This window comes from Pseudokineococcus basanitobsidens, from assembly GCF_037482545.1.
Classification (GTDB): domain Bacteria; phylum Actinomycetota; class Actinomycetes; order Actinomycetales; family Quadrisphaeraceae; genus Pseudokineococcus; species Pseudokineococcus basanitobsidens.
In genome coordinates, this window is record NZ_JBBIAA010000013.1 from 1 (window position 1) to 25,397 (window position 25,397).

Annotated in this window: 24 protein-coding genes; 17 read left to right on the forward strand and 7 right to left on the reverse strand. The window is 76.6% G+C overall.

Translation table 11 applies throughout. From position 1 onward, the window contains the following. The first annotated feature begins 424 nt into the window (after positions 1–424). Complete coding sequence (gene clpB / locus WDZ17_RS11345; RefSeq protein ID WP_422631964.1) at positions 425–3,193, forward strand: ATP-dependent chaperone ClpB; 2,769 nt, start codon at positions 425–427, stop codon at positions 3,191–3,193. A 202-nt stretch (positions 3,194–3,395) separates the two neighbouring features. Here clpB and WDZ17_RS11350 read toward each other — a convergent pair whose 3' ends face one another. Next, complete coding sequence (locus tag WDZ17_RS11350) at positions 3,396–4,160, reverse strand: SDR family NAD(P)-dependent oxidoreductase (protein WP_339575270.1); 765 nt, start codon at positions 4,158–4,160, stop codon at positions 3,396–3,398. 236 nt (positions 4,161–4,396) lie between these two features. Between WDZ17_RS11350 and WDZ17_RS11355 the strand changes: the two genes are divergently transcribed. After that, positions 4,397–5,185 carry an exodeoxyribonuclease III gene (locus WDZ17_RS11355; RefSeq protein ID WP_339575271.1) on the forward strand — a complete coding sequence of 263 codons (789 nt, stop codon included), beginning with the start codon at positions 4,397–4,399 and terminating at the stop codon, positions 5,183–5,185. Between the two features lie 181 nt (positions 5,186–5,366). On the opposite strand, the gene WDZ17_RS11360 is transcribed toward WDZ17_RS11355, so the two are convergent. Beyond that, complete coding sequence (locus WDZ17_RS11360; RefSeq protein WP_339575272.1) at positions 5,367–6,389, reverse strand: DUF8548 family protein; 1,023 nt, start codon at positions 6,387–6,389, stop codon at positions 5,367–5,369. An 80-nt stretch (positions 6,390–6,469) separates the two neighbouring features. Between WDZ17_RS11360 and pyrE the strand changes: the two genes are divergently transcribed. Both pyrE and WDZ17_RS11370 read left to right on the forward strand, forming a co-directional pair. After that, positions 6,470–7,111: an orotate phosphoribosyltransferase gene (gene pyrE / locus WDZ17_RS11365; RefSeq protein WP_339575273.1), complete on the forward strand. Its 642-nt coding sequence runs from the start codon at positions 6,470–6,472 to the stop codon at positions 7,109–7,111. 3 nt (positions 7,112–7,114) lie between these two features. Continuing rightward, positions 7,115–7,798 carry a ThuA domain-containing protein gene (locus tag WDZ17_RS11370; protein ID WP_339575274.1) on the forward strand — a complete coding sequence of 228 codons (684 nt, stop codon included), beginning with the start codon at positions 7,115–7,117 and terminating at the stop codon, positions 7,796–7,798. Positions 7,799–7,883: 85 nt separating this feature from the next. Here the strand turns inward: WDZ17_RS11370 and WDZ17_RS11375 are convergent, their stop codons facing one another. Beyond that, complete coding sequence (locus WDZ17_RS11375; RefSeq protein WP_339575275.1) at positions 7,884–8,615, reverse strand: DUF8692 domain-containing protein; 732 nt, start codon at positions 8,613–8,615, stop codon at positions 7,884–7,886. Positions 8,616–8,766: 151 nt separating this feature from the next. Beyond that, the gene (locus tag WDZ17_RS11380; RefSeq protein ID WP_422631965.1) at positions 8,767–9,507 is read right to left on the reverse strand and encodes an HAD-IIA family hydrolase; all 741 of its coding nucleotides are present in this window, start codon (positions 9,505–9,507) and stop codon (positions 8,767–8,769) included. Positions 9,508–9,699: 192 nt separating this feature from the next. On the opposite strand from WDZ17_RS11380, the gene WDZ17_RS11385 reads away from it, so the two are divergent. The 3 genes from WDZ17_RS11385 (at position 9,700) to fbaA (ending at position 11,627) form a co-directional block, all read left to right on the forward strand. Next, entirely contained in the window at positions 9,700–9,846 is a 147-nt protein-coding gene (locus tag WDZ17_RS11385) for a GPGG-motif small membrane protein (RefSeq protein ID WP_339575277.1), read from the forward strand. Position 9,847: 1 nt separating this feature from the next. Further along, positions 9,848–10,495: a TrmH family RNA methyltransferase gene (locus WDZ17_RS11390; protein ID WP_339575278.1), complete on the forward strand. Its 648-nt coding sequence runs from the start codon at positions 9,848–9,850 to the stop codon at positions 10,493–10,495. Between the two features lie 100 nt (positions 10,496–10,595). After that, the gene (gene fbaA, locus WDZ17_RS11395) at positions 10,596–11,627 is read left to right on the forward strand and encodes a class II fructose-bisphosphate aldolase (protein WP_339575279.1); all 1,032 of its coding nucleotides are present in this window, start codon (positions 10,596–10,598) and stop codon (positions 11,625–11,627) included. 148 nt (positions 11,628–11,775) lie between these two features. Here fbaA and WDZ17_RS11400 read toward each other — a convergent pair whose 3' ends face one another. Continuing rightward, a complete protein-coding gene (locus WDZ17_RS11400) occupies positions 11,776–12,165 on the reverse strand; it encodes an STAS domain-containing protein (protein ID WP_339575280.1) in 390 nt (129 codons plus the stop codon). Between the two features lie 125 nt (positions 12,166–12,290). Between WDZ17_RS11400 and WDZ17_RS11405 the strand changes: the two genes are divergently transcribed. Further along, entirely contained in the window at positions 12,291–14,570 is a 2,280-nt protein-coding gene (locus tag WDZ17_RS11405; protein ID WP_339575281.1) for a SpoIIE family protein phosphatase, read from the forward strand. A gap of 71 nt (positions 14,571–14,641) precedes the next feature. On the opposite strand, the gene WDZ17_RS11410 is transcribed toward WDZ17_RS11405, so the two are convergent. Next, a complete protein-coding gene (locus WDZ17_RS11410) occupies positions 14,642–14,998 on the reverse strand; it encodes an STAS domain-containing protein (protein ID WP_339575282.1) in 357 nt (118 codons plus the stop codon). 177 nt (positions 14,999–15,175) lie between these two features. Between WDZ17_RS11410 and WDZ17_RS11415 the strand changes: the two genes are divergently transcribed. The 9 genes from WDZ17_RS11415 to WDZ17_RS11455 all read left to right on the forward strand — a co-directional run bounded on the left by WDZ17_RS11415 (position 15,176) and on the right by WDZ17_RS11455 (position 24,995). Next, entirely contained in the window at positions 15,176–15,625 is a 450-nt protein-coding gene (locus tag WDZ17_RS11415; RefSeq protein WP_339575283.1) for a DUF3151 domain-containing protein, read from the forward strand. 161 nt (positions 15,626–15,786) lie between these two features. Further along, positions 15,787–17,073, forward strand: a complete 1,287-nt coding sequence (locus WDZ17_RS11420) for an adenylosuccinate synthase (protein WP_339575284.1) — start codon at positions 15,787–15,789, stop codon at positions 17,071–17,073. Positions 17,074–17,398: 325 nt separating this feature from the next. Then, on the forward strand, positions 17,399–18,913 hold the full coding sequence (locus tag WDZ17_RS11425) for a hemolysin family protein (RefSeq protein ID WP_339575285.1): 1,515 nt from the start codon (positions 17,399–17,401) through the stop codon (positions 18,911–18,913). After that, entirely contained in the window at positions 18,910–19,965 is a 1,056-nt protein-coding gene (locus WDZ17_RS11430) for a hemolysin family protein (RefSeq protein ID WP_339575286.1), read from the forward strand. Before WDZ17_RS11425 ends, WDZ17_RS11430 begins: the two co-directional genes overlap by 4 nt. Before the next feature lie 194 nt (positions 19,966–20,159). Next, on the forward strand, positions 20,160–20,636 hold the full coding sequence (locus WDZ17_RS11435; RefSeq protein ID WP_339575287.1) for a MarR family winged helix-turn-helix transcriptional regulator: 477 nt from the start codon (positions 20,160–20,162) through the stop codon (positions 20,634–20,636). A gap of 141 nt (positions 20,637–20,777) precedes the next feature. Next, positions 20,778–22,106, forward strand: a complete 1,329-nt coding sequence (locus tag WDZ17_RS11440; protein ID WP_339575288.1) for an MFS transporter — start codon at positions 20,778–20,780, stop codon at positions 22,104–22,106. 231 nt (positions 22,107–22,337) lie between these two features. Then, positions 22,338–23,576: a threonine ammonia-lyase IlvA gene (gene ilvA, locus WDZ17_RS11445; protein WP_339575289.1), complete on the forward strand. Its 1,239-nt coding sequence runs from the start codon at positions 22,338–22,340 to the stop codon at positions 23,574–23,576. Continuing rightward, entirely contained in the window at positions 23,573–24,292 is a 720-nt protein-coding gene (locus WDZ17_RS11450) for an HNH endonuclease family protein (protein WP_339575290.1), read from the forward strand. The genes ilvA and WDZ17_RS11450 overlap by 4 nt, the downstream gene beginning before the upstream one ends. Before the next feature lie 187 nt (positions 24,293–24,479). Then, positions 24,480–24,995: an AMIN-like domain-containing (lipo)protein gene (locus WDZ17_RS11455; RefSeq protein WP_422631966.1), complete on the forward strand. Its 516-nt coding sequence runs from the start codon at positions 24,480–24,482 to the stop codon at positions 24,993–24,995. Between the two features lie 58 nt (positions 24,996–25,053). On the opposite strand, the gene WDZ17_RS11460 is transcribed toward WDZ17_RS11455, so the two are convergent. Then, positions 25,054–25,395, reverse strand: coding sequence for an HNH endonuclease (locus WDZ17_RS11460; RefSeq protein WP_339575292.1), 342 nt, complete (start codon positions 25,393–25,395; stop codon positions 25,054–25,056). Between the last annotated feature and the right edge of the window lie 2 nt (positions 25,396–25,397).

The following is a 25,397-nucleotide window of genomic DNA, read 5'->3' on the forward strand; positions in this document are numbered from 1 at the left end:
CGCGCCCCCGCTTGAGGCGATGCCAGCGTCCTCACCGGATGGCTTCCGGATGAGGATCGACAGCGGCACGACCGAGCGGCTCCACCCGTCAGCGCCATCGAGCGGCGACAGCTGCGGCGGCCGGCGACGGTTACAGGCCCCGGCCCGGCCCCGGTCCCGCCTCGCACAGCAGTCTCGGGCGCCTGCTGCGCCGCTGTGGACACGAACCTGAGAACGCGGACACGACGTGGACACGAATCTGAGAAATGGACAGGTCGGCCGCGTCCCTACAAGCGCGCGGTGTCGGCGGCAGGAGCTGCTCCGGGAACAGGCGTCCCCCGGGCGAGGTTGAGCGTGGCAGACTCAAGTCTCGACGGCGGCCGGCCAGGTCGCCCGTCGCCCCGCCAGACCGCCGGTCGGACCGGCACGCACCCGGAGGTGCCCGTTGGACGCTGACTTCACGACGAGGACCCGCGAGGCGATCACCGCCGCGGTCCAGGCCGCTGCGGCGGCCGGCAACCCGCAGGTGGAGCCGGCGCACCTGCTCGTCGCCCTCACCGACGACGCCGCCGGTGTCGTCCCCGGTCTGCTCGAGGCCGTCGGCGCCCAGCCGGCGCGCGTCCGGGAGCAGGCCCGGGCCCTCGTCGCCGCGATGCCGCGGACCTCCGGGGAGACCGTGGCGCAGCCGCAGCTGTCCCGCGGTGCGCTCTCGGCCGTCCCCGTCGCCCAGCAGGAGATGCTGGCGCTCGGCGACTCCTTCGTCTCCACCGAGCACCTGCTGCTCGCCCTGGCCGCCGACGGCGGCGCCACCGGTGGGCTCCTGCGCGGGGCGGGCGCCACCCGCGACGCGCTGCTCGAGGCGCTCCCGCAGGTCCGCGGCGCCGCCAAGGTCACCTCGCCCGACCCCGAGGGCACCTACCAGGCCCTGGAGAAGTACGGCGTCGACCTCACCCAGGCGGCCCGCGACGGCCGTCTCGACCCGGTCATCGGCCGGGACGCCGAGATCCGCCGCGTCGTCCAGGTGCTGTCCCGGCGCACGAAGAACAACCCCGTGCTTATCGGCGAGCCCGGCGTCGGCAAGACCGCCGTCGTCGAGGGCCTCGCCCAGCGCATCGTGGACGGCGACGTCCCGGAGTCGCTGCGCGGCAAGCGCCTCATCAGCCTCGACCTCGCGGCGATGGTCGCCGGCGCCAAGTACCGCGGCGAGTTCGAGGAGCGCCTCAAGGCCGTCCTCGCGGAGGTGCAGGGCTCTGACGGGCAGGTCGTCACCTTCATCGACGAGCTGCACACCGTCGTCGGCGCCGGCGGTGGCTCCGAGGGTGCCATGGACGCGGGCAACATGCTGAAGCCGATGCTCGCCCGCGGCGAGCTGCGCCTCGTCGGCGCCACCACGCTGGACGAGTACCGAGAGCGGGTCGAGAAGGACCCGGCGCTCGAGCGCCGCTTCCAGCAGGTCTTCGTCGGCGAGCCCGACGTCGCCGACACCGTGACGATCTTGCGGGGCCTCAAGGAGCGGTACGAGGCGCACCACAAGGTGACCATCACCGACGGCGCCCTCGTCGCGGCGGCGCAGCTGTCCGACCGGTACATCACCGGCCGTCAGCTGCCGGACAAGGCGATCGACCTCGTCGACGAGGCCGCGTCCCGGCTGCGGATGGAGCTGGACTCCTCGCCGGTCGAGGTGGACGAGCTCAGCCGCGCCGTCGACCGCCTCGTCATGGAGGAGATGGCGCTCGCCAAGGCCGCCGAGGACGACCCGTCGGCCGCCGAGCGCCTCGAGCGGCTGCGCGCCGACCTGGCCGACCGGCGCGAGCGGCTCGCGGGCCTGTCCGCGCGCTGGGAGCGTGAGAAGAGCGGCGTGAACCGGGTCGGCGACCTCCGAGCCCGTCTCGACGCCCTGCGCGGCGACGCCGACCGCGCCGTCCGCGAGACCGACTGGGAGACGGCGTCCCGCCTGCGCTTCCAGGACGTCCCGGCCGTGGAGCGCGAGCTCGCCGAGGCCGAGGCGGGCGAGGACGTCGGGACGGGCGAGGAGCCGATGGTCGCCCAGCGCGTCGGCGCGGACGACGTCGCCGACGTCGTCGCGGCGTGGACGGGCATCCCGGCGGGCCGGCTCCTCGAGGGGGAGACGGGGAAGCTGCTGCGGATGGAGGAGGTGCTCGGCGAGCGGCTCGTCGGTCAGCGCGCCGCCGTGGAGGCGGCCTCGGACGCCGTGCGGCGCAGCCGTGCCGGCATCGGCGACCCCGACCGGCCGACCGGGTCCTTCCTGTTCCTCGGCCCGACGGGCGTCGGCAAGACCGAGCTGGCGAAGTCGCTCGCGGACTTCCTCTTCGACGACGAGCGGGCCATGGTCCGCGTCGACATGAGCGAGTACGGCGAGAAGCACTCCGTCGCACGCCTCGTCGGCGCTCCCCCCGGGTACGTCGGCTACGACCAGGGCGGTCAGCTGACCGAGGCCGTCCGACGTCGCCCGTACAGCGTCGTCCTGCTCGACGAGGTGGAGAAGGCGCACCCCGACGTCTTCGACGTGCTCCTGCAGGTCCTCGACGACGGCCGCCTCACCGACGGCCAGGGGCGCACGGTCGACTTCCGGAACGTGATCCTCGTGCTGACGAGCAACCTCGGCAGCCAGCACCTCGTGGACCCGGTGCTCGCCCCGGAGGCCAAGCGGTCCGCGGTCATGGCCGAGGTGCAGCGGGCCTTCAAGCCGGAGTTCCTCAACCGGCTCGACGAGGTCGTCGTCTTCGACGCCCTCGGCACCGAGGAGCTCGGCACCATCGTCGGCCTCGCCGTCGACCGGCTGGCCGCGCGCCTCGCCGAGCGGCGCCTGCGTCTCGAGGTGACGCCGGCGGCCCGGGACTGGCTGGCGCTGGAGGCCTACGACCCCGCCTACGGGGCCCGGCCGCTGCGCCGGCTCGTGCAGCGCGAGGTCGGCGACCGGCTGGCCCGCGCGCTGCTGGCGGGCGAGGTGGTCGGCGGGGACGTCGTGGTCGTCGACGTCGCCCCGGACGGGGCGCAGGCGTGGTCGGTGGAGCCCTCGGCCGACCGCGACCAGGTGCCGGCGCTGACGGCCGCCGGTGAGGACGGGAGGTCCGGCGCCCGGCGCGAGCCCGGTGCCGCCGGCGCGCAGGACGACCTCGGCGACGTCGTCGGCGCGCGCGGGGGGACCCCCGGCACCGCCGACGGACTCGTGCTGCGGCGCCGGCGCGGCTGACCGCACGGGCGCTCGCGGGGCGCTGCGTCCACACAAGTGTGGACACGGAGACCGGTGCCTGAGGCTGGTTGCAGAAGGCAGGGGACCCTTACTCTCGGTGCAGGGCGTCCCCCCGGGGACGCCGGGAGAGCTGACGGCCGTGGCCCGCGGGGGGGTCCACGGCCGTCGGTGCGTCGGCGGCCGGGTCGGGGCCGTCGGTGCGTCAGCTGCGGGCGGAGACGATCCTGCGGGAGGCCCAGCGCACGAGGCTCCTCGGCGCGTGCCGGGCCAGCTGCGTGGCGACGGCGTAGCGCGCCGTCGGGACCGAGAGGACGCGGCCCCGGGCGACGTCGGCCAGCGCGGCCCGCACCAGCTCGTCGACGTCCACCCAGCCGGCCTCCGGCATCCCGCCCATGTGCAGCGACGCCCGCTCGTGGAACTCGGTGCGCACGAAGCCCGGGCAGAGCGCGGTCACGGTGACGCCGGTGCCGGCGAGCTCGTTGGCGAGCCCCTCCGAGTAGGACGTCACCCATGCCTTGACGGCCGAGTAGCCGCCCAGCGCGGCGAACCCGGCGACGCTGGAGACGTTGAGGACGGCGCCGTGGCCGCGGGCGCGCATGGCCCGCCCCGCGGCGCCGCCGAGGACGAGCACGGCCCGGCACATGACGTCGAGCGCCCGCTCCTGCTCGGCGGTGTCCGGCGCCAGCAGCTTCGACGACAGGCCGAAGCCGGCGTTGTTGACGAGCAGGTCGACGGGCCGGCCGGCGTCCTCGAGGCGCTCGGCCACGCGCCGGACGTCCCCGCGGTCGGCGAGGTCGGCGCGCAGCTCCTCGACGTCCGCGCCCGTGCGGCGCAGCAACTGGGCGACGCGGGCCAGGCGCTCGGCGTCCCGGGCGACGAGGACGAGGTCGTGGCCGCGGTGGGCGAGCTCCTCGGCGAAGGCCGCCCCGATGCCGGAGGTGCCGCCCGTGACCAGTGCCGTCGCCATGGGCGCACGGTAGCGAGCGGCGCCGCGGGGTCGCGGGCGTCCTCGGGACGACCGGCCGGGACGGGTGCCGCGACGGCCGACCTCTCACGCCAAGGGGTCGCCACCGCGCGAGAAGCAGTGCGCCCGAGCCTGCCTCGACCGCCTTCTCACGTCGACGCCGGGAGCGGGCCGGGACGGCTCCCGCGAGCGGCCGCCGGGGACGTCGTCGGAGGGGTCGCCGGGTAGCGTCGCCGCCCGTGCGCATCGCCACCTGGAACGTGAACTCCGTCCGTGCCCGGGTCGACCGCGTCGTCGCCTGGCTGGAGCGCAGCGACGTCGACGTGCTGGCGGTGCAGGAGACCAAGTGCCGCGACGACCAGTTCCCCGAGGAGCCGCTGCGCGCCGCCGGCTACGAGGTCGCCCACCACGGCCTCAACCAGTGGAACGGGGTGGCCGTCCTCTCCCGGGTCGGGCTGGAGGACGTCCGCGTCGGCTTCCCCGGCCAGCCCGGGTGGGGCGAGGGCGACGAGGCCGAGGCGCGGGCACTCGGCGCGCGGTGCGGCGGCGTCGACGTCTGGAGCCTCTACGTGCCGAACGGGCGCGCCCTCGACGACCCGCACTACGCCTACAAGCTCGAGTGGCTCGCCCGGCTGCGGGACGCCGGGGCCGCCTGGCTGGCCGACGACGCCGACGCCCAGGTGGCGCTGTGCGGGGACTGGAACGTCGCCCCCACCGACGAGGACGTCTGGGACCCGGCCGTCTTCGCGACGAGCACGCACACCTCGGCGCCGGAGCGAGAGGCGTTCCGGGCCGTCGTGGACGCCGGGTACGCCGACGTCGTCCGCCCGCACACGCCCGGCCCGGGCACCTACACCTACTGGGACTACACGCAGCTGCGCTTCCCGCGCCGCGAGGGCATGCGGATCGACTTCGCGCTGTGCGCGCCCGCGCTCGCGGCGCGCGTCACCGGCGCCTCGATCGACCGGCAGGAGCGCAAGGGCAAGGGCGCCAGCGACCACGCGCCGGTCGTCGTCGAGCTGGGCTGAGCCCGCCTCCCACCGACGGCGGGCAGCTCGCCCGGCCGACCGAGGTCCACCCGCCCTGCGCGCCAGCCCCGACGCCGCCGGCACCTGCTCGACGCGGTCGACCGACACCTCCAGGAGACCGCTGGCCTGCTGCGCGCCGACCGGACGCCCGAGGTCCCGGTCGTGCGCCTGCGCGCGACGATCACGGGGGAGCGGCTGCCGAGCTGACGCCCCCGGGGGCCGTGCGCCCGCCCGGCAGGCCCCGCAGCAGCTCGCTGCGCCAGGCCAGGTGGTCCACCGCCCGGGCGGGCACCTGCGCGAGGTCGCCGGCCAGCTCCAGCAGCCGGGCGGAGACCCAGACGTCCGGCACGGTGCTCGCGCGCGGCGTCCCCGTCCCCGGGCGCCACCGCAGCTCTTGGCCGCGTCGCCAGCGGGAGACGAAGCGGCGGACGTCGTCGTCGGGCACCACGCGCTCGGCGCCGGCCAGCACGAGCAGGCGGTGCCACGAACGTCCCGAGCCCTGGCCGGGAAGGGTGCGCCACGCCGACCGGACGGCGTCCCAGCGCTCGCGGGCGGCCCGCAGCGCCGGGTCCCGCGACAGGTCCTCCGCGGCGGTCGGGAAGGTCTCCGGGTCCTGCGCCGCCGGGTCGGGCGCCGCCCGCGCGGCGTCGAGGAGGTCGAGCAGGTCACGGGCGTCGCGCAGCCCGTGGTCGCAGAGCAGCTGGGCGCCCTCGCGGGCGGCGGTGGCCTTGAGCGGTGCGTCGAGGGAGGGCAGGACGCGGTGGGAGGTCGCGCAAGCCCTCGCCCACGCCTCGTCACCCCCGGCGCCCCGGACCGCCTCGACGAGGACGTCCGCCCCGGCGTCCTCCGGGTGCTCGGCCCGGAACCGGTCGACCACGCGAGCCGTCGTCGCCGCGTCCACGCGCGGCGTCCACACCGCCTCGAGGACGGCGAGCGCCAGGGAGCGGTGCGCCTCGGGCGGGAGGAGGTCCGCCCCCGCGGCCTGCAGGCGTCGGGCGGTGGCGACGAGGGTCGGGACCAGCCAGGACGCGAGACGTCGGTCCAGGAAGTCCGGCGCCCCCGGGGGGACGTACGGCCGGTAGCGCCCGTCGTGCTCGACCGGCAGCTCGTCGTCGGGGACCGGCGGCGTCCGGGCGGTCGCCGACCCGGGCGGAGGTGGTGCTGCGGGAGGTGGTGCGGCGGCGTGGGCCGGTGCGGGATCCATGCGGGGACCGTGGCCCGCGGGCGGGTTGACGGCGGTCGCTCCCGCGAAGCCTGTGGACGGCGGCACTAGCGTGGGCGCCTGTGGACGCCGAGGATCACCCCCCTGCCGACCTGCCCCTCGACACGCTCGGCGCCGACCGCGAGCGCCTGCTGGCCCTCGTGCGCGAGACGGCGGTGGTCCACGGCCGGGTGACCCTCTCCAGCGGCGCCGAGGCGGACCACTACGTCGACCTCCGTCGCATCACCCTCCACCACGAGGCCGCGCCGCTCGTCGGGCGCGTCATGCTCGACCTCCTCGACGGCCGGGGCCTCGCCCCGGACGCCGTCGGCGGGCTGACGATGGGGGCCGACCCGGTCGCCGCCGCGATGCTGCACACCGCGGCGGCGCAGGGGCGCGCCCTCGACGCGTTCGTCGTCCGCAAGGGCGCCAAGGCCCACGGGCTCCAGCGCCAGGTCGAGGGCCCCGCCGTCGAGGGCCGGCGCGTCGTCGCGGTCGAGGACACGATGACGACCGGCGGGTCGGTGCTGACCGCCGTCGAGGCGCTGCGGGCGCACGGGGCGCAGGTGCTCGCCGTCGCGGTGCTCGTGGACCGCGACACCGGCGCCCGCGAGCGCATCGAGGCGGAGGGGCTCGACTACCTCGCCGTCTACACGAAGGACGAGCTCGGCCTGGGGGAGCCGCGGGCGGGGGAGGCCGACGAGTCCGCCCGGCCGACGGCGTAGCCGGTGCCGGCCGACCGGCGGGTCCTCGTCCTCGCGGGGCGGGGCCGGTACGAGGACCCCTGGCACGACCACGCCGCCACCTCTGCCGGGGTCGCGCGGGTCCTGGGCGACCTGGAGGGGACGGACGTCGAGGTGCGCAGCACGTTCCCCGACGCCCTGGACGACCTGGACGCGCTGGACCTGCTCGTCGTCAACAGCGGGCGGGGCCGCCCTGACCCGGCCTTCGACGGCGACGACGTCGCGTGGGCGCGACTGCACCGCCGGCTGTCGGCCCACGTCCGGGGCGGCGGGGCGGTGCTGGCCCTGCACCAGGCGGCGAGCACCTTCCCCGACAGCCCCACGTGGGCCGACGACCTCGGCGGCCGGTGGGTCCCCGGCGAGTCCTGGCACCCGCCGCTCGGCGCGATGTCGGCGAGGCCGGTGGAGGGCTCGCACCCCCTCGTCGACGGGCTGGGCGCGGTGGAGGCGGTCGACGAGCGCTACTGCGGGCTGCGCGTCACCGGGGACGTCGTCGTCACGCTCACCGTCGAGGACGACGAGGGCGGCGTGCACCCCGCCGGGTGGGTCCACGCGGCCGGCGGGCGCCGTGTCGTCTACGACGGCCTCGGGCACGACGTCCGGGCCCTCGCCTCACCGGGGCGCCGGGACCTGCTGCGGCGCGAGGCGCGCTGGCTCCTGGAGGGCTGAGCCGGCCCACCCCGTCGCGTCACCGACCGAGCGCCCCGGGACGTGGGGACGCCGGGTCGCCGAGAGACCGACGTGGCCCGGCAGGTCAGGGCACGGGGGTGACGTCGGGCTCGACGGCCCGGTCGTGCGCCGCCGCCGCGGCCGCGAGGTGCCGGCGCTGGTGGTCGGCGACGGCCCAGGCGAAGAGCGTGGCGCCGACCATCTCGCCGAGCTCCTCGAGGCTGGAGACGACGACGTACGGGGCGGTGCCGACGGAGGTCGCGTCGACCAGCCGGCCGCCGACGAGCTCGAGCCCCACCGCGCTGCCGACGTACACGGCGCCCGCCACGACGAAGGACACGGCGGTGCGCCGGGGGAGCCGCGCGAGGAAGGGCAGCATCGCGAGGACGAAGACCGCGACGACCGGGACCGCCAGGACGACCCAGGCGAAGCGCAGCCCGGTGTCCACGCCCGCGCGGTCGAGCAGCGCCGACCCCGTCTCGTGCAGCCGGCTGCCCTCGTCGACGGAGAGGTAGGCGAAGGCGACCGTCAGGACGACCCAGTGCCGGCGCCACCGGTCGCGCTCGGCGCGCGCCGTCCGGGCGACGTCGAGCAGCAGCACGGCGCAGAGCAGCAGCAGCGACGCGGAGAACCACGAGGGGACCGTCGTCTCGCGGTCGACGTCGACGACCTCCATGAGCCGCTCGTACCCGTCGAAGGGCACGCCTCCCGGCGTGGCCAGCCCCCACAGGTGGCCGAGCAGGCTGGTGAGCGCGAGGGCCACGGCGACGGGCAGCAGCAGGACGAGCAGGACGCGCGGGCGGACGGTCAGGCGCACGGCGGTTCTCCGTGCCCGCGCAGGCGCGGGCAGGTGGACGGCGGGTGAACGGGGCGTGACGCTACCCGGACCGGGTGCTCGTCGGGGCTCACGCGGGTTCGGCGTCCGGGCCGGCCGGGGCGTCGCCACCGGCGCGGCGCCCGCGGGCAGGTCACACCAGGTGCACCACGTCCGCGATGGACTCGCAGATCTGCGTGGGCCGGTACGGGTAGGACTCGACGTCCTCGCGCCGGGTCGACCCGGTGAGGACGAGCGTCGTCCGCAGCCCTGCCTCGATGCCGGCGACGACGTCGGTGTCCATCCGGTCGCCCACCATCGCCGTCGTCTCCGAGTGCGCCTCGATGCGGTTCATGGCGCTGCGGAACATCATCGGGTTCGGCTTGCCGACCACGTACGGCTCCCGCCTCGTCGCCCGGGTGATGAGCGCGGCCACGGCGCCCGTCGCGGGCAGCGGGCCCTCGGAGGAGGGGCCGGTCGGGTCGGGGTTCGTCGAGATGAAGCGGGCGCCCCCCTCGATGAGGCGGATCGCCGTCGTGATGGCGGTGAAGGAGTAGGTGCGGGTCTCGCCGAGGACGACGTAGTCCGGGGAGGTCGTCGTCATCGTGTAGCCGGCCTCGTGCACGGCGGTCGTCAGCCCCGACTCGCCGACCACGTAGGCGGACCCGCCGGGCAGCTGCTGGGCGAGGAACTCCGCCGTGGCCAGCGCGGAGGTCCAGATGCACTCCTCCGGCACGTGCAGCCCGGACGCCGCCAGCCGGGCCCGCAGGTCGCGGGGGGTGAACATCGAGTTGTTGGTGAGGACGAGGAAGCGCCGCTCCCGGTCCACGAGCCGCTGCAGGAAGTCGGCGGCCCCCGGCAGGGCCCTGCCCTCGTGCACGAGCACGCCGTCCATGTCCGACAGCCAGCACTCGACCTCGGGCTGATCGTCTGCGTCCACGCGCCGATGCTCCCGCGCCGGGGTCCGCCGCACCAGGGGGGAGGCGCGAGGTGGTCCGCCGCGCGGGGGAGCCCGCCGGGCCCTACGGTTCGGCTCGCCGCCCGACCGGGACGGCTGCCCTCCCCCTGTCCCTGGAAGGTCGTGACCATGGCCACGCTGCTCTGGATCCTCGCCGTCATCCTCGTCATCGCGGGCGTCGTCGCCCTCGTCCGCCGCCAGATCCTCTGGGGCGTCGTCCTCATCGTCGTGGGGCTGCTGGTCGGACCGGGTGGCGTCAGCCTCTTCACCGGCTGACGTGGGGCCCGACGCCGACGACGAGCGCGCTGTCGGCGTCGGCCCCTGGCCCGGGGGGCGGCCGGCCTGGCCGGACGACGACCGCTACGACCCCGAGCTGCTCGAGCACGGCGACCGCCGCAACGTCGCGGACCGGTACAGGTACTGGCTGGTCGAGGCCGTCCGCGCCGACCTCGACCGCTCCCGTGCCGGCGTCCACGTGGCCGTCGAGAACTGGCGCCACGACCTCAACATCGGCTCGGTCGCCAGGACGGCGAACGCCGTCAACGCCGGCGGCTTCCACGTGGTCGGGCACCGGCGGTGGAACCGGCGCGGCGCGATGGTCACCGACCGCTACCTGCACGTGCACCACCACGACGACGCCGCCGCGCTCGCGAGCTGGGCGGCCGCCCGGGGGATGCCCGTCCTCGGCGTCGACAACGTGTCCGGTGCCGTCCCCCTGGAGACCACCGACCTGCCCGAGCGGGTCGTGCTGCTCCTGGGCCAGGAGGGGACCGGGCTGACGGCGGGCGCCCTGGCCGTCTGCGAGGCCGTCCTCGCCATCCACCAGGCGGGGTCCACGCGGTCGGTGAACGCGGGCGCCGCGGCCGCCGTCGCGCTGCACGCCTGGGTGCGCCGCCACGTCTTCGGCCAGGTGCCAGGGGCCTGATCCCACGCGGGCGCGGGCCCCGGACGTGCGTGGAAGGATCGCCGCAGACCGCGCCAGGCCCTGCGGGCCCGGCCACCGCCGTCGTCCGAGGGAGATCACCATGCCCATCGCCAGCCCCGAGGCCTACGCGCAGATGCTCCAGCGCGCCAAGGAAGGCTCCTTCGCCTACCCGGCCATCAACGTCACGAGCAGCCAGACCCTCAACGCCGCCATCAAGGGTTTCGCCGACGCCGGCAGCGACGGCATCGTCCAGGTCAGCACCGGGGGCGCCGAGTACGCCTCCGGCCAGGGCGTGAAGGACATGGTCACCGGGGCGACGGCACTCGCCGAGTACGCCCACGTGGTGGCCGCGAAGTACGACGTCACCATCGCGCTGCACACCGACCACTGCCCGAAGGACAAGCTCGACGGCTTCGTGCGCCCCCTGCTGGCGATCAGCAAGGAGCGCGTGGACCGCGGCCAGGAGCCGCTCTTCCAGTCGCACATGTGGGACGGCTCGGCCGTGCTCCTCGACGAGAACCTGCGGATCGCGCAGGAGCTCCTGGGGCAGGCGGCGGCCGCGAAGATCGTCCTCGAGGTCGAGATCGGCGTCGTCGGCGGCGAGGAGGACGGCGTCGCGAACGACATCAACGAGCACCTCTACACGAGCGAGGACGACGCGCTCGCGACGGCCGAGGCGCTCGGCCTGGGCGAGAAGGGCCTCTACATGGCGGCCCTCACCTTCGGCAACGTCCACGGCGTCTACAAGCCGGGCAACGTGAAGCTCCGCCCGGAGATCCTCGCGCAGGCGCAGAAGGCGGTCGCCGAGAAGCACCAGCCGGACGGCGACGGCAAGCCGTTCCTGCTCGTCTTCCACGGCGGGTCCGGCTCGCTGCCCGAGGAGATCACCGAGGCCGTCGACAACGGCGTCGTGAAGATGAACATCGACACCGACACCCAGTACGCGTTCACGCGACCGGTCGCCGACCACATGCTGAAGAACTACGACGGCGTCCTCAAGGTCGACGGGGAGGTCGGCAACAAGAAGGTCTACGACCCGCGCGTCTGGGGCAAGGCCGCCGAGGCCGGCCTGTCCGCCCGCGTCGTCGAGGCGTGCGAGGGCCTGCGCAGCGCCGGGACCCACCAGGGCTGAGCGGCCGCAGGACGGACGAGGGCCCGACCGCGCCTGCGGTCGTGCCCTCGTGCGTCCTGGTCGCGCGGGTGGGGGCGCGCACGCCCCGGTACCGGCTCCGCGCGCGGCGGCCGGGCGGCCGGTGGCCGTGCGCAGTCCTGCGGCCGGGTCAGGCGGCGCTGTCGGGGCCCGGGCCGTCGTCCTCCGGCACGGAGTCGTCCACCCCCGGGTCGGCGTCGACGACGTCCAGGAGGTCCGTGATCGAGGTCACCTCGATGAGGAACTTCACGACCTCCGGCGGACGCAGGAGCACGAGCCGGCTGTGCGAGCGGGAGGCCAGGCGGGCGAGGAAGGCCACCCCCGTGGAGTCCATGAAGGTCACGTGCTGGGCGTCGACCTCGACGGGGCGCCCGGCGTCCTCGGCCTCGGCCGCGGCCTCGACGAGGTCCGGGCTGACCAGCGCGTCGATCTCCCCCGACAGCACGATCCGCGTCTTGGAACGACCCATGATGACGTGGACGGAACCGGCGTCGGCGCCGTCGTCGTCCGCCGTCCTCACACCCGAGAGCGGGGGTGCCCCGGTGTTACCGTCGCCCGACATCGAGACCCTCCGACCCGCTCTCCCGGTGGTGCCGCAGTGCCATGCCGCGGAACGACGGTCACGCTAGACGATCGGAGCCGCGCGTGGTCAACCCGGTGCCCGGGTGCGAGGCCGAGGGGGGCGAGCCGCAGGGTGGCGGGGCCGCGGCGGCGGCCGTCGCGGCGGCGGGGGCGGACGTCCCCGTCCTCGTCAGCGACCCGACGCAGGCGGGCGACCCCGTCGTCTGGGTCAACGCGGCGCTCGCCCGGGCGACGGGTCGCGCTCCCGAGGAGGTCCTCGGCCGCAGCTGGTCCTCGCTGCTGAGCGAGGAGGACGCGCCGGACGCCCTCGCCGAGCTGGGTCGCCGCCTCGCCGCCCGCGAGACCGGCCGCGCGGTGGTCCGCGGCGTCCGCCGGGACGGCCGTGCGGCGTGGGACGAGCTGGTGGTGACGCCCGTCCCCGACGGGCGCGGGCAGACGCGCCACCACGTCGGCGTCCTGCTCGACGTGACCGCCCGCGTGCAGGCCGAGCGTGCCGGCGAGACCGCCCGGGCCCGGCTCGCCGTCCTCGACGACGTCGCGGGGGCGCTCGCGGTGCTGGAGCCGACGGCCGCCGCCGGCCGGCTCGTGGACGTCCTCGTCCGGTCCGTGCCGTGGGCGGCGGTCGTGCTCGCCCGGGGGGACCTGCACCTCGCCGCCGCCTCCTCCGGCGCGGCGCCCGCGACCGGCCCCGACCACCCGGGCCGGCCCCGGCGGCCGGCCCTCCCGCTGCCCGCCCTCCCGCTGCCGGCCCTTCCGATGCCGACCGCCCTCCCGCCGGCCGGGTCGGGCGAGCACGCCGACCCGCTGGTCGGGCTGCTGCTCGGGCGGCGTCGCGACCCCGTCGGCGTCGTCCTGCGGGCGCCGCGGGCAGGCCCGGAGGAAGGCCCGGAGGAGGGAAGGGAGGAAGGCCCGGAGGAAGGCAGGGAGGAAGGCCCGGAGGACGACGCGGAGGACGACGCGGCCCCGTCGACGGTGAGCGGCTGGCTCGCCGACGTCCTCGTCGCCGCGGGCGTCGGGAGCGACGCCGCCGGTGCCGGGGCGGCCCTGGCCGTCCCCGTGGCCGGGGGCGACGCCGTCCTCGGCCTGCTGGTCCTCGGCGACCCCGCGCCGACGGAGGGGCCGTCGGGGGGCGCCGGGACTGTCGACGCGCCGGGGCTCGACCACGGGCTGGCCGTGGAGGTGGCGCGCCGGCTGGGGCTCGCGCTCGACGTGGCGGGAGGGCACGAGCAGCAGCGCCTTCTCGTCGAGACCCTCCAGCGGGCGATGCTCCCCGAGCTGCCCTCGGTGCCCGGTCTCGACGTGTGGTCCCACCACCTGCCGGGACCGGGGCCGGACGACGGGCTCGCCCGCGTGGGCGGTGACTGGTTCGACGTCCTGCAGCCGGGCGGCCAGGGCTCCGGGGTGGTCGGCGTCGTCGTCGGCGACGTGGTGGGGCACGACGTCGAGGCGGCCGCGGCCATGGGGCAGCTGCGCTCGGTCGTGCGCGCGTCCGCGCACGGGCAGGAGGAGCCGGGGACCGTCCTGGCCCGGGTCGACCAGCTCGTCACCGGCATGCGCGTCCGTCGCGCGGCCAACCTCGTGTACGCCCGGCTGGAGGACCTCGGCGACGGCACCTGGGAGATGGCCTGGTCGCGGGCCGGGCACCTGCCGCCGGTGCTCGTGCAGGCGGGCCGGGCGCGGCTGCTGGAGGGCGGCGCCGGCGTCCTCGTCGGGGTCGGTGACCGGCCCCGGCCCACCGGCCTCGTGGAGCTCGGCCCGGGCGACGCCGTGGTCCTGTGCACCGACGGGCTGCTGGGCCGCCGCACGCGTCCGCCGCAGGAGGGCCTCGCCGCGCTCCTCGCCGCGTGCACGGAGGTCGCTGGCACCGACGCCGCCGGGACGGGCGAGCACCTGCTGGAGGTCCTCGGCGACGCCCCCGAGGACGACCTGGCGCTGCTCGTGGTGCGCGTGCCCGGCGGCGTCCCCCGCCCCGGGCCGCGCCGCCGCCGCTGGCAGCTGCCCGGCGAGGCCTCCTCGGTGGCCCGGGCCCGGCGTCGCGCGGCCGCGGTCGGCGCGCTCTGGGGCCTGCCGAGCACGGCGCAGGCCGAGCTCGTGGTCTCCGAGCTCGTGGCCAACGCCGTCCTGCACGGCTGGGGCACCGTCGGGCTGCGCCTCGCCCACGACGACGAGGGCCTTCTCGTGGAGGTGGACGACTCCAACCCGGCACCCCCCGGTGCCGACCCGGGCCGCCGCGAGGAGCCCGGCGGCTACGGGCTGCACGTCGTGCAGCGCCTGTCGCAGTGGGGCTGGCGCCACGGGCCGACCGGCAAGACGGTCTGGGCGCGGCTGCCGGACGCCGGCTGAGGAGGCGCCCGGGCTGCCCTGCTCCAAGGCGCCCGGGCTGCCCTGCTCCGGGCCGTCAGGCACCGGGGCCGTCAGCGTCCGGAGCGTGCCCACGGGCCGGGCGCCTCGTCCGGCGCGCAGCGGTGGTCGGCGTCGACGCGGAACAGGTCGAGCGCGCCGCACACCTCGAGGACGTAGCGCGTGCGGTCGTCGGCGCCGCGCAGCGACGTCACGCCGCCGCGGCGGCCCGTGACGTCCGCCAGGGAGATGAGGAAGGCGGCACCGGTCGAGTCCAGGAAGGTGGTGCGGCAGAGGTCGACGACCAGGAGCTGGCGTCGCAGGCCGCTGACGCGCGCGACGAGCCCGGGGAACTCCTGGCGGTCCGACAGGTCGAGGTCGCCCTCGACCACGAGCACCGCCGTGGTGGGTGTCGTGGACAGCTCGATCACGCCTGCTCCTGCGTCACGCCGTCACCCTGCTCCTGCGCCACGCCGTCACCGGGACCACGCCGCCACGGTATCCGCGGCGCTCGTCACCCTTCCTCTCCGCCTTCCCCGTCGGGGGCGGCGCGGACGTCCCGGCCGACGGCGCGGGCGCACCGGTGGGGCTGCGCCACACTGGCGGGCATGAGCGTCCCGACGCCCCCCGCCCGAGACGGCCGCGACCTGCTCGGCGGTCCGCCCGCCACGCAGCTGCCCGACGACCTGGAGGGCCCCGCCGCCGCCGCCCTCGAGCGTGGCCAGGACGCCGCCGAGGTCGCCGCGCGCACCCCGGCGGCGAGCCTGCCGTGGGCCGTGCTGGCCGAGGACGCCCTCTCCGACGGCGAGGTCGTGCCGGCGTACGCCTACGCCCGCACCGGGTACCACCGGGGCCTGGACGCCCTGCGCCGCGCCGGGTGGCGCGGCTCGGGCCCGGTCCCGTACGCGCACCCGGCGAACCGGGGCTTCCTGCGCGCCCTCGCCGCGCTCGCCCGCGCCAGCGCCGCCGTCGGCGAGGCCGACGAGGCCGACCGCTGCACCCGCTTCCTCGCCGACTGCGACGGGCAGGCGCCGGCCCTGCTGCTCCCGCAGGCCTGAGCCGGGCCGGCGGTCCCGGGTCGCAGGCCGCAGGTCGCCGGCGCGGCACGGCCACCGGGGCGGGCCCGCGGTAGCCTCGCCGACCGTCGCGGGGCACGTGCCCGCCGGCGCCGCCCCACCCGTCCGACGAGCCGGCCCACCGGCAGAGGAGCTGCTGCCCCATGCCCGCCATCGTGCTGCTCGGGGCCCAGTGGGGCGACGAGGGGAAGGGCAAGGCGACCGACCAGCTCGGGGAGCGCCTGGACTACGTCGTCAAGTTCAACGGCGGCAACAACGCCGGGCACACCGTCGTCGTCGGCGGCGAGACGTACGCCCTGCACCTGCTCCCCAGCGGGATCCTCACGCCCGGGGTCACGCCGGTGATCGGCAACGGCGTCGTCGTCGACCTCTCCGTGCTCTTCGAGGAGATCGACGCGCTGGAGGCCCGCGGCGTGGACGCCGGGAAGCTGCTCGTCAGCTCCAGCGCGCACCTCATCCCGTCGTACAACCGGGTCCTCGACCGCGTCACGGAGCGCTTCCTCGGCTCGCGCAAGATCGGGACGACGGGCCGCGGCATCGGCCCGACGTACGCGGACAAGATGTCGCGCGTCGGGCTGCGGGTGGAGGACGTCTTCGACGCGAGCATCCTGCGGCAGAAGGTCGAGGCCGCGCTCGACCTCAAGAACCAGGTGCTCGTCAAGGTCTACAACCGGCGCGCCGTCGAGGTCGACGAGGTCGTCGACGAGCTCCTCGGCTACGCGGACCGCCTGCGTCCGATGGTCGCCGACACCGGCCTGCTGCTCCACGAGGCCCTCGACCGCGGCGAGACGGTGCTGCTCGAGGCGGGCCAGGCGACGATGCTCGACGTCGACCACGGCACCTACCCCTTCGTCACCTCCTCCAGCGCGACCGCCGGGGGCGCCTGCACGGGGTCCGGCATCCCGCCGACCCGCGTCTCCCGCGTCGTCGCCGTCGTGAAGGCGTACACGACGCGCGTGGGGGAGGGACCCTTCCCGACCGAGCTCTCCGGCCCCGAGGGCGACGCCCTGCGCGAGGCCGGCGCCGAGTTCGGGACGACGACCGGCCGTCCGCGCCGCTGCGGCTGGTACGACGCCCCGGTCGCCCGGTACGCCGCCCGGGTGAACGGCGTCACCGACTTCGTCCTCACCAAGCTCGACGTGCTCGGCGGCCTGGAGCGCATCCCCGTCTGCACCGGCTACGAGGTCGAGGGGCGCACGCTGGACGAGCTCCCCGCCACGCAGACCGACCTCCACCACGCCCGCCCCGTGCTCACCGAGCTCGAGGGCTGGGAGGAGGACATCTCCGGCGCCCGCACGTGGGAGGACCTCCCGCCCGCGGCGCAGCGGTACGTGGAGGCGCTCGAGGAGATGTCGGGCGCCCGGATCTCGGTCGTCGGCGTCGGCCCGGGCCGCGAGGAGTCCGTCGTCCGGCACGACCTCCTGGGCTGAGCCCGCCCGCCGGGCCCGACGCCCTCCTCGGACGAGACCCGACGCCCTCCTCGGGGGACCGGACGCTCCCGCCCCGCCCGCGTGGCCCCACACTGGTGGTCCCCGCGCGCACGCCCGGGGAGCACCGGCGAGGAGAGGAGACCATGAGCGCCGCACCTGCCGACGCTCGGGACAGTACGGACGGGGAGGGCTCCAGACGCGCGTCCGTCGCGCGAGCGGCCCCCTCCCCGCGGTCCGCCACCGAGGAGTCCTCCTCGTGGCCACGGACCCGCCGCGTCCCGGCACCCGCAGCACCGCCCGCCCGTGACCGCACCGGGGGGCGCGCGTGATCGTCGCGGACCTCGCCCTGATCCTGCTGGCCGTCGCGCTGGTCGTGGCCTGCGGGGCCTTCGTGGCCGCCGAGTTCTCCCTCGTCACCGTCAACCGCAGCGCCGTCGAGCGCGCCGCCGCCGACGGCGAGCCGGGCGCCGAGGGCGTCCTGCGCTCGCTGCGCACGCTCTCGACCCAGCTCTCCGGCGCCCAGCTCGGCATCACGGTGACGAACCTCGCCATCGGCTTCCTGGCCCGGCCGGCGATCGCGGACGTCGTCGACGCGCCGCTCGCCGCGGTCGGTCTCGGCGAGGCCGCGGCGCAGGGCGTCGCCACCGTGGTGGCGCTGCTCGTCGCCACGGTGCTCACGATGCTCTTCGGCGAGCTCGTCCCCAAGAACCTCGCCATCGCCCAGCCGATGCGGACGGCACGCCTCGTCAGCGGCTTCCAGCGCGGCTTCACCCGGGCGACCGGCCCGGTGATCCGGCTGTGCAACGGGTCGGCCAACGCGATCCTGCGGCTGCTCGGCTTCGAGCCGCAGGAGGAGCTCGCCTCGGCGCGCTCGCCCGAGGAGCTCGCGGGCCTCGTCCGGCACTCGGCGGACAAGGGCATGCTCGCCGCGGACACGGCCGACCTCGTCCAGCGGTCGCTCGCCTTCGGCGACCGCCGGGCCCGCGACGTCATGACGCCCCGCGGGCTCATGACGACCGCCGACCTCGACGACACGGTCGCCGAGGTGCTCCACGAGGCGGCGGGGACGGGGCACTCGCGCTTCCCCGTCCTCGACGAGGAGCACGACGAGGCCGTCGGCGTCGTCCACGTGCGCCAGGCCCTGGCCGTGGCCTTCCCGGAGCGCGGGACGACCACGGTGCGCGAGGTCATGACGGACGCCACGCACGTGCCGGACACCGTCCCCCTCGACGCGCTGCTCGACCAGCTGCGCGCCGACGGGCTCCAGATGGCGGTGGTCGTCGACGAGTTCGGCGACGTCGCGGGCCTCGTGACGCTGGAGGACCTCGTCGAGGAGCTCGTCGGAGAGGTGCGCGACGAGCACGACCCCGACGAGCAGCCGTCACCGCCGGACGCCGACGGGCGCTGGCACCTGCCCGGGAACCTGCGCCCGGACGAGGCGAGCGAGCTGCTCGGCGCGGCGGTGCCCGAGCACGAGGACTACGACACCCTGGGCGGCCTCGTGATGCTGCACCTCGAGCGCCTGCCGGCGGTCGGGGACCGCGTCGTCGTCCACGCCGACGAGCCGCCGGGCCGACCGCCCAAGGACGTGGCGCTGACGGTCGCCGCCCTCGACGGGCACCGGGTCGAGACCGTCGCGGTGGAGCTCCTCGTGCCGGAGGAGCCGGACGGCGACGAGCCCGACGCGCCGGACGACGGCGACGACGTGCGCGACCGCGACGTCCGCGGCGACGGCGACGGCGGCGGCGAGGAGCCGGCGGCGGGTGCTCCCGTGGGGGCCGTGCCGCGGGACGGGGACTCGTCCGACGACGGACGCCGCGACGAGGAGGGGCACCGATGAGCGACTGGCTGGGCCTGGCCCTCACCGCGGTGCTGCTGGCGCTGAACGCCTTCTTCGTCGGCGCCGAGTTCGCCCTCATCTCCGCGCGGAGGACGATGGTGGAGCCGCGCGCGGCCGAGGGGTCGCGCGCCGCCCGCACCACGCTGCACGCCATGGAGAACGTGTCGCTGATGATGGCCGGTGCCCAGCTGGGCATCACCATCTGCTCGCTGCTCCTCGGCGCGCTGTCCGAGCCCGCCATCGCCCACCTGATCGAGGTGCCGTTCGAGGCGCTCGGCGTCCCCGAGGCGCTGCTGCACCCGGTCGCCTTCGCCATCGCGCTGGGTCTCGTGACGCTCCTGCACGTCGTCCTCGGCGAGATGGTGCCGAAGAACATCGCGCTGGCCGGCCCGGACCGGGCGGCGCTCGTGCTCGCCCCGCCGCTCGTGCTCGTGGTGCGGGTGCTGCTCCCCGTCATCTGGCTGCTCAACCGGATGGCCAACCTGCTGCTGCGCGTCGTCGGCGTGCAGGCCAAGGACGAGGTCACGAGCGTGTTCACCCGCGACGAGGTGGCGGGGCTCGTCACCGAGTCGCGCCAGGGCGGGCTGCTCGACGCCCGCGAGGGCGAGCTCCTCCTGGAGGCGCTGGAGTTCGACGAGCACGACGTCTCCTCGGTGATGATCCCGCTCGCGGACGTGACGTCGCTGCCCGTCGGCGTCACCCCGGCGCAGGCCGAGGAGACGGCCGTCCGCGGCTTCTCGAGGTTCCCGCTCCAGGGCGCCGACGGGGCGCTGCACGGCTACGTCCACGTCAAGGACCTGCTGGAGACCGACGCGGACCGGCGGGAGCAGCCGATCGACCCGGCCGGGGTCCGCCCCCTCCCGGAGGTCCCCGCCGGCGCCGCCCTGCGGGCCGTCCTCGAGACGATGCAGGACGACGGCGCCCATCTCGCCGCCGTGCGGGGGCCCGGCGGCGACGTCGTCGGCATCGTCACGCTCGAGGACGTGCTCTCCGAGCTCGTGGGGCAGATCCGCGACGACTCCCGACGTCAGGCGGTCGCGGCCGCGCGCTGACGCCGGGACGGCCGGAGCCCGGGGAGCGACGAGCCCGGGGGACGACGAGCCCGGGTCGGACGAGGCAGGGGGCGGACGAGGCAGGGGCGGGGCTCGGGGTGACCCGGGTGCCGCCCCTCGTCCGTCCCGGGGCGCGCTGCTTCCTCGGAGGGCCCCGGCGTGACATGCATAGCCTTCCTATGTAACCTGGTCGGGTGCCTGAGCGAACGACCGCGATCCCCGGACCGCCGGGGGCCGAGGGAGGCGTCCAGGACCTCGGGGTCGCCCTGCTCGTCAGCGCCGCCCGGTTCACCCGCTGGGCCGGGCGCGCGGCGGACGCGCCCATGCCGCAGGCGCTGTGGCGGGCGCTGTCCCAGCTGGAGGAGCTGGGGCCGCTGCGCGTCAGCGCGCTGGCGGCGCTGGACCGGACGTCCCAGCCGACGGCGACGGCCCTCGTCGCCCGCCTCGTCGAGCACGGCTGGGCGGTGCGGGCGCCAGACCCCGAGGACGGCCGCGCCGTCCTCGTCGACGTGAGCGACGCCGGTCGCCGGCAGCTGCACGAGCAGCGCGCCGCCGCGGCGCGCGCCCTGGCCCCGAGCCTGGGCTCGCTGGCCGCCGACGAGCGCGCCGACCTGGCCCGCGGGGTCGCCGTCCTCGACCGGCTCGTCGCCCGCGAGGCGCCGGCGGGCTGAGCCCGCCGTCCCCCACCCGCCCGCCGCGCCCGACCACCGCACCGACCACCCGCTCCACGACTCACCCGACGACCACGACGAGACCCCGACGACCGCGCCCGTCCGCGACGTCGCCGCCGGGTCCCGCACCGAGGGAGACCTATGGCCCCGCTACGCCCCGCCCGTCCCGACACCGCCGGCCGCGGGGACGTCCCCGCTCCTGCCGGGGCCGCTGCGCCCGCCGCGGGCGACGACGGCCCGTCGAGCCTGCTGCAGCAGCCGCGCGCCGTGTGGGCCGTCGCCTTCGCGTGCGTCATCGCGTTCATGGGGATCGGGCTCGTCGACCCGATCCTCAAGCCGATCGGCGAGGAGCTCGACGCCTCGCCGTCGCAGGTCTCGCTGCTCTTCACGAGCTACATGGCGGTCACCGGTCTCGCGATGCTCGTCACCGGCGTCATCTCCAGCCGGGTGGGGCCCAAGAAGACGCTGCTCGGCGGGCTCGCGCTCATCGTCGTCTTCAGCGCCCTCGCCGGGTCGTCCGGCTCGATCGGGGAGATCGTCGGCTTCCGCGCCGGCTGGGGCCTCGGGAACGCGCTCTTCATCGCGACGGCGCTCGCGACCATCGTCGGCGCGGCCAGCGGCGGTGTCGCCGGGGCGATCGTCCTCTACGAGGCCGCCCTCGGGGTGGGCATCGCGACCGGGCCCCTCGTCGGCGGGCTGCTCGGCGGGGTGTCGTGGCGCGGGCCGTTCTTCGGCGTCGCCGTCCTCATGGCCGTGGCCTTCGCCGCCATCGCCGTCTTCCTGCCCGAGGTGCCGAAGCCCGCCCGGGCGACGACCCCGCTCGACCCCTTCCGGGCGCTGCGGCACCGCGGCCTGCTGGCGATGGCCGTCACCGCGCTGCTCTACAACGTCGGGTTCTTCACCCTGCTCGCCTACACCCCGTTCCCGCTGGACCTCGGCATCTACGCCGTCGGGGGCATCTTCTTCGGCTGGGGCGTGTGCCTGGCGCTCAGCTCGGTCTTCCTCGCCCCCTGGCTGCAGCGGCGTGTCGGGACCCTGCCGGGCGTCGTGCTCGCGCTGGTGCTCTTCGCGGCCGACCTCGTGGTCATGGCGCTCTTCACCGACTCGAAGGCCGTGCTCGCCGCGTGCGTCGTCGTGGCCGGCGTCTTCCTCGGGATCAACAACACGCTGGTGACCGAGGGCGTGATGCTCGTGTCCACCGCCGAGCGCTCCACGGCGTCGGCCGCCTACAGCTTCGTCCGCTTCGGCGGCGGCGCCGTCGCGCCGTGGCTCGCCGGGCGGCTCGGGGAGAGCATCAGCCCGCACGTGCCCTTCTGGGTCGGCGCGGGCGCCGTCCTGCTCGGCGTCGTCGTGCTCGTCGGGAGCCGTCGCCACCTCGGCCGGCTGGCCGGCGGGGGCGGGCACGGCGAGGCGCCGACGAGCCACGGACGCACCGAGGTCGCCGCCGTCAGCGCGGGCGAGGCGAGCTGAGGACCGGGAGCCCGTCGCCGGCGCGGTGACCGCTCGGCGGACGGACCCTCGTGGCGGCGGGCCGCGCGCCTAGCATCCCGGGGCCGCGGCGCCGTCGCACCGCGGGTCGCGCCCGGGCGAGAGGGCGGGCGAGGCCCCACGAGCGAGGAGGTCGTCATCGACGTCCCAGCGAGCACGACCGCCGTCCCTGCCTCGAGCACGGCGGCCGGCCCGGCCGCCGACCTGCCCCCGGTGACCGCCGACCGCGTCGAGGAGGCCGCCCGGCGCCTGGCCGGCGTCGTCGCCCGCACCCCGCTGCACCGCTCGGCGCGGCTGTCGGCGGCCACGGGGGCGCAGGTGCACCTCAAGCGCGAGGACCAGACGTCCGTCCGCTCGTACAAGGTCCGTGGGGCCTACAACCTGATCGCCCAGCTCTCGGACGAGGAGCTCGCCCGCGGTGTCGTGTGCGCGAGCGCCGGCAACCACGGGCAGGGCGTCGCCGCCGCCTGCCGGGAGCTCGGGGTCCGTGGGCGCGTGCTGCTCCCGCGCACCACGCCGCGGCAGAAGCGGGACCGGATCGCCGCGCTGGGGGGCGCGTCCGTCGAGGTCGTCGTCGTCGGGGACGTCTACGACGACGCGGTCGCGGCGACGCGCGAGGAGGCCGGGCGCACCGGCGCCGTCGTCGTCCCGGCCTTCGACGACCCGCGGACGGTGGCGGGTCAGGGCACCGTCGCCGTCGAGCTCGTCGAGCAGCTCGGGCGGGCGCCGGACGTGCTCGTCGTCCCCGTCGGCGGCGGCGGGCTGCTCGCCGGCACCGCCACGTGGCTGCGCGAGCGGCACCCGGGGACGCGCCTGGTCGGCGTGGAGCCCGCGGGCGCGGCGTCGATGGCGGCGGCCCTGGCGGCGGGGCGCCCCGTGCCGCTCGTCGACGTCGAGACCTTCGTCGACGGCGCGGCCGTCCGCACCGCCGGCCTCGTGACGCTGCCGCTGGTGCGGGACAGCGGCGCGGAGCTGGTCTCGGTCCCCGAGGGGCGCGTCTGCACGGAGATGCTGTCGCTGTACCAGGTGGACGGGATCATCGCCGAGCCGGCGGGGGCGCTGGCGAGCGCGGCGCTGGGCCAGAGCCTGGTCGTCGAGCCGGGTCAGGACGTCGTGTGCGTGCTCTCCGGCGGCAACAACGACGTGAGCCGGTACGGCGAGGTGCTCGAGCGCTCCCTCGTCCACGAGGGCCTCAAGCACTACTTCCTCGTCCAGCTCGCCCAGGAGCCCGGCGCGCTGCGTGCCTTCCTCGACGGGGTGCTCGGGCCGGACGACGACATCACCCGGTTCGAGTACCTCAAGCGCAACAACCGCGAGACGGGGCCGGCGCTCATCGGCGTCGAGGTCGCGCGCCCGGACGACCTGCCGCCGCTGCTGCGGCGGATGGCCGGGTCGGGGCTCGACGTGGAGCGCCTCGAGCCGGGCAGCCAGGTCTTCCAGTACCTGCTGTGAGGCCTGCTGCGGGACCTGCCGCACCACCAGCCGCGGGAGGAGGTGCGGTCGGCCGCGGCGGCCCCCGGCGCCTGGCCGTCCTCGTCGCGGCCTCGGCGGCGCTCGTGGTCGGCTGCTCGCCGGCGCCCACGGCGGGGGCGGGCACCGCCTCCGCCGCCCTGGACGAGCTCGACGTCCGCCCCGCCGCGAGCGCCGGGGGCTACGACCGTGACCTCTTCGGCGACGGGTGGGTCGACGTCGACGGCGACGGGTGCCGCACGCGCGAGCAGGTCCTGCGGCGCGACCTCCGGGAGGTGCAGGTGCGTCCCGGGACCGGCGGCTGCGTCGTCGAGAGCGGCGTCCTGCTGGACCCGTACACCGGCGTCGTCGTCGACTTCCGCCGCGGCGAGCGGACGAGCGAGGAGGTCCAGGTGGACCACGTCGTCGCCCTGGCCGCCGCGTGGCGCACGGGCGCGGCGGGATGGGACCGTGCGACGCGCGAGGACTTCGCCAACGACCTGGTCAACCTGCTCGCCGTGGACGGGGACGCCAACCAGGACAAGGGGTCTCAGGACGCCGCGGCCTGGCTGCCGGCGCGGGAGGCGGCCCGGTGCCCGTACGCGGCCCGGCAGGTGGCGGTCAAGGTGGCCTACGGCCTCTGGGTCACCGAGGCCGAGCACGACGCCCTGGCCGACGTGCTGGCGGGGTGCCCGGACGAGCCACTGCCCACCCGCTGAGCCGGCGTCGTCGCTGCGCCGGTCGGGTGAACGCCCCACGCGGGAGCGGACGCGTCACTACAGTCCGGCTCCCGGCGTGCCGACGTGGCGGCGCCGCAGCGAGGGGGGCGTCGTGGGGGCAGCAGCGGTGGTCGAGGTCGGGACCCGGGGGACGGGCCGGGTGGTCCGGGCAGCCGCGGCGCTCGCGATGGCGGCGGGTCTGCTCGCCGCCCCGGCGGCCGCGGGAGCGGCGGACGCCGAGGCCGCCTCGTGCGCGACGGCGTGGGGCTCCACGCCGGAGGGGACGCTCGGCATCGCTCCCGGCCAGGTGACGTCGGTGCGCTCGGGACGGCACGCCTGCTTCGACCGCGTCGTCGTCGACGTGCGGGGACGCTCGGGCGGGTTCTACGTGCGCTACGTCGACGCCGTGACGCAGGACGGCAGCGGCGACCCCGTCCCCCTGCGGGGCGGCGCGCGGCTGCTCGTCGTCGTCGGGGCCCCGTCCTACGACGACGACTACCGGCCGACGTACGCGCCCGCGGACGCCACCGAGCTCGTCGACACCCGCGGGGCGCGGACGCTGCGGCAGGTCGCCTCCGCCGGCAGCTTCGAGGGTCAGACGACGCTGGGGATCGGGGTGCGTGCCCGGCTCCCCTTCCGCACCTCCACCATCAGCGACGGCAGGACCACCCGCCTCGTCGTGGACGTCGCCCACCGCTGGTGAGTGCTCGTCCGTCGGCTCGGGCGGGCGCCTGACGCGCACCGACGAGCCACCCCGCAGGTCAGCGGAGCCGCCGGAGCCGGCGCACCTGCGCCTGGACCGCCTCGCGGGCGCGCCGCTGCCCCCCGCGTTGGGCGACGGCGGCCTCGAGGTCGCCGAGGACGGCGAGCAGGTGGTCGACGTCCGGTTCCCAGCCGCGGCCGCGGCACTCGCGGACCCAGTCGGCCGCGCCGGCGTGGCCCCGCTGCCCGTTGCACCTCCGGCACGCGGCGACCTCGTTCTCCAGCCAGGACGGGCCGCCGCGCACCCGAGGGACGAGGTGGTCCGTCGTCGGTACGACGAGGTCCGAGAAGGGCCTCCGGCACCAGACGCACGCCCCGCCCTCCCGCTGCACCGCCCGCACGA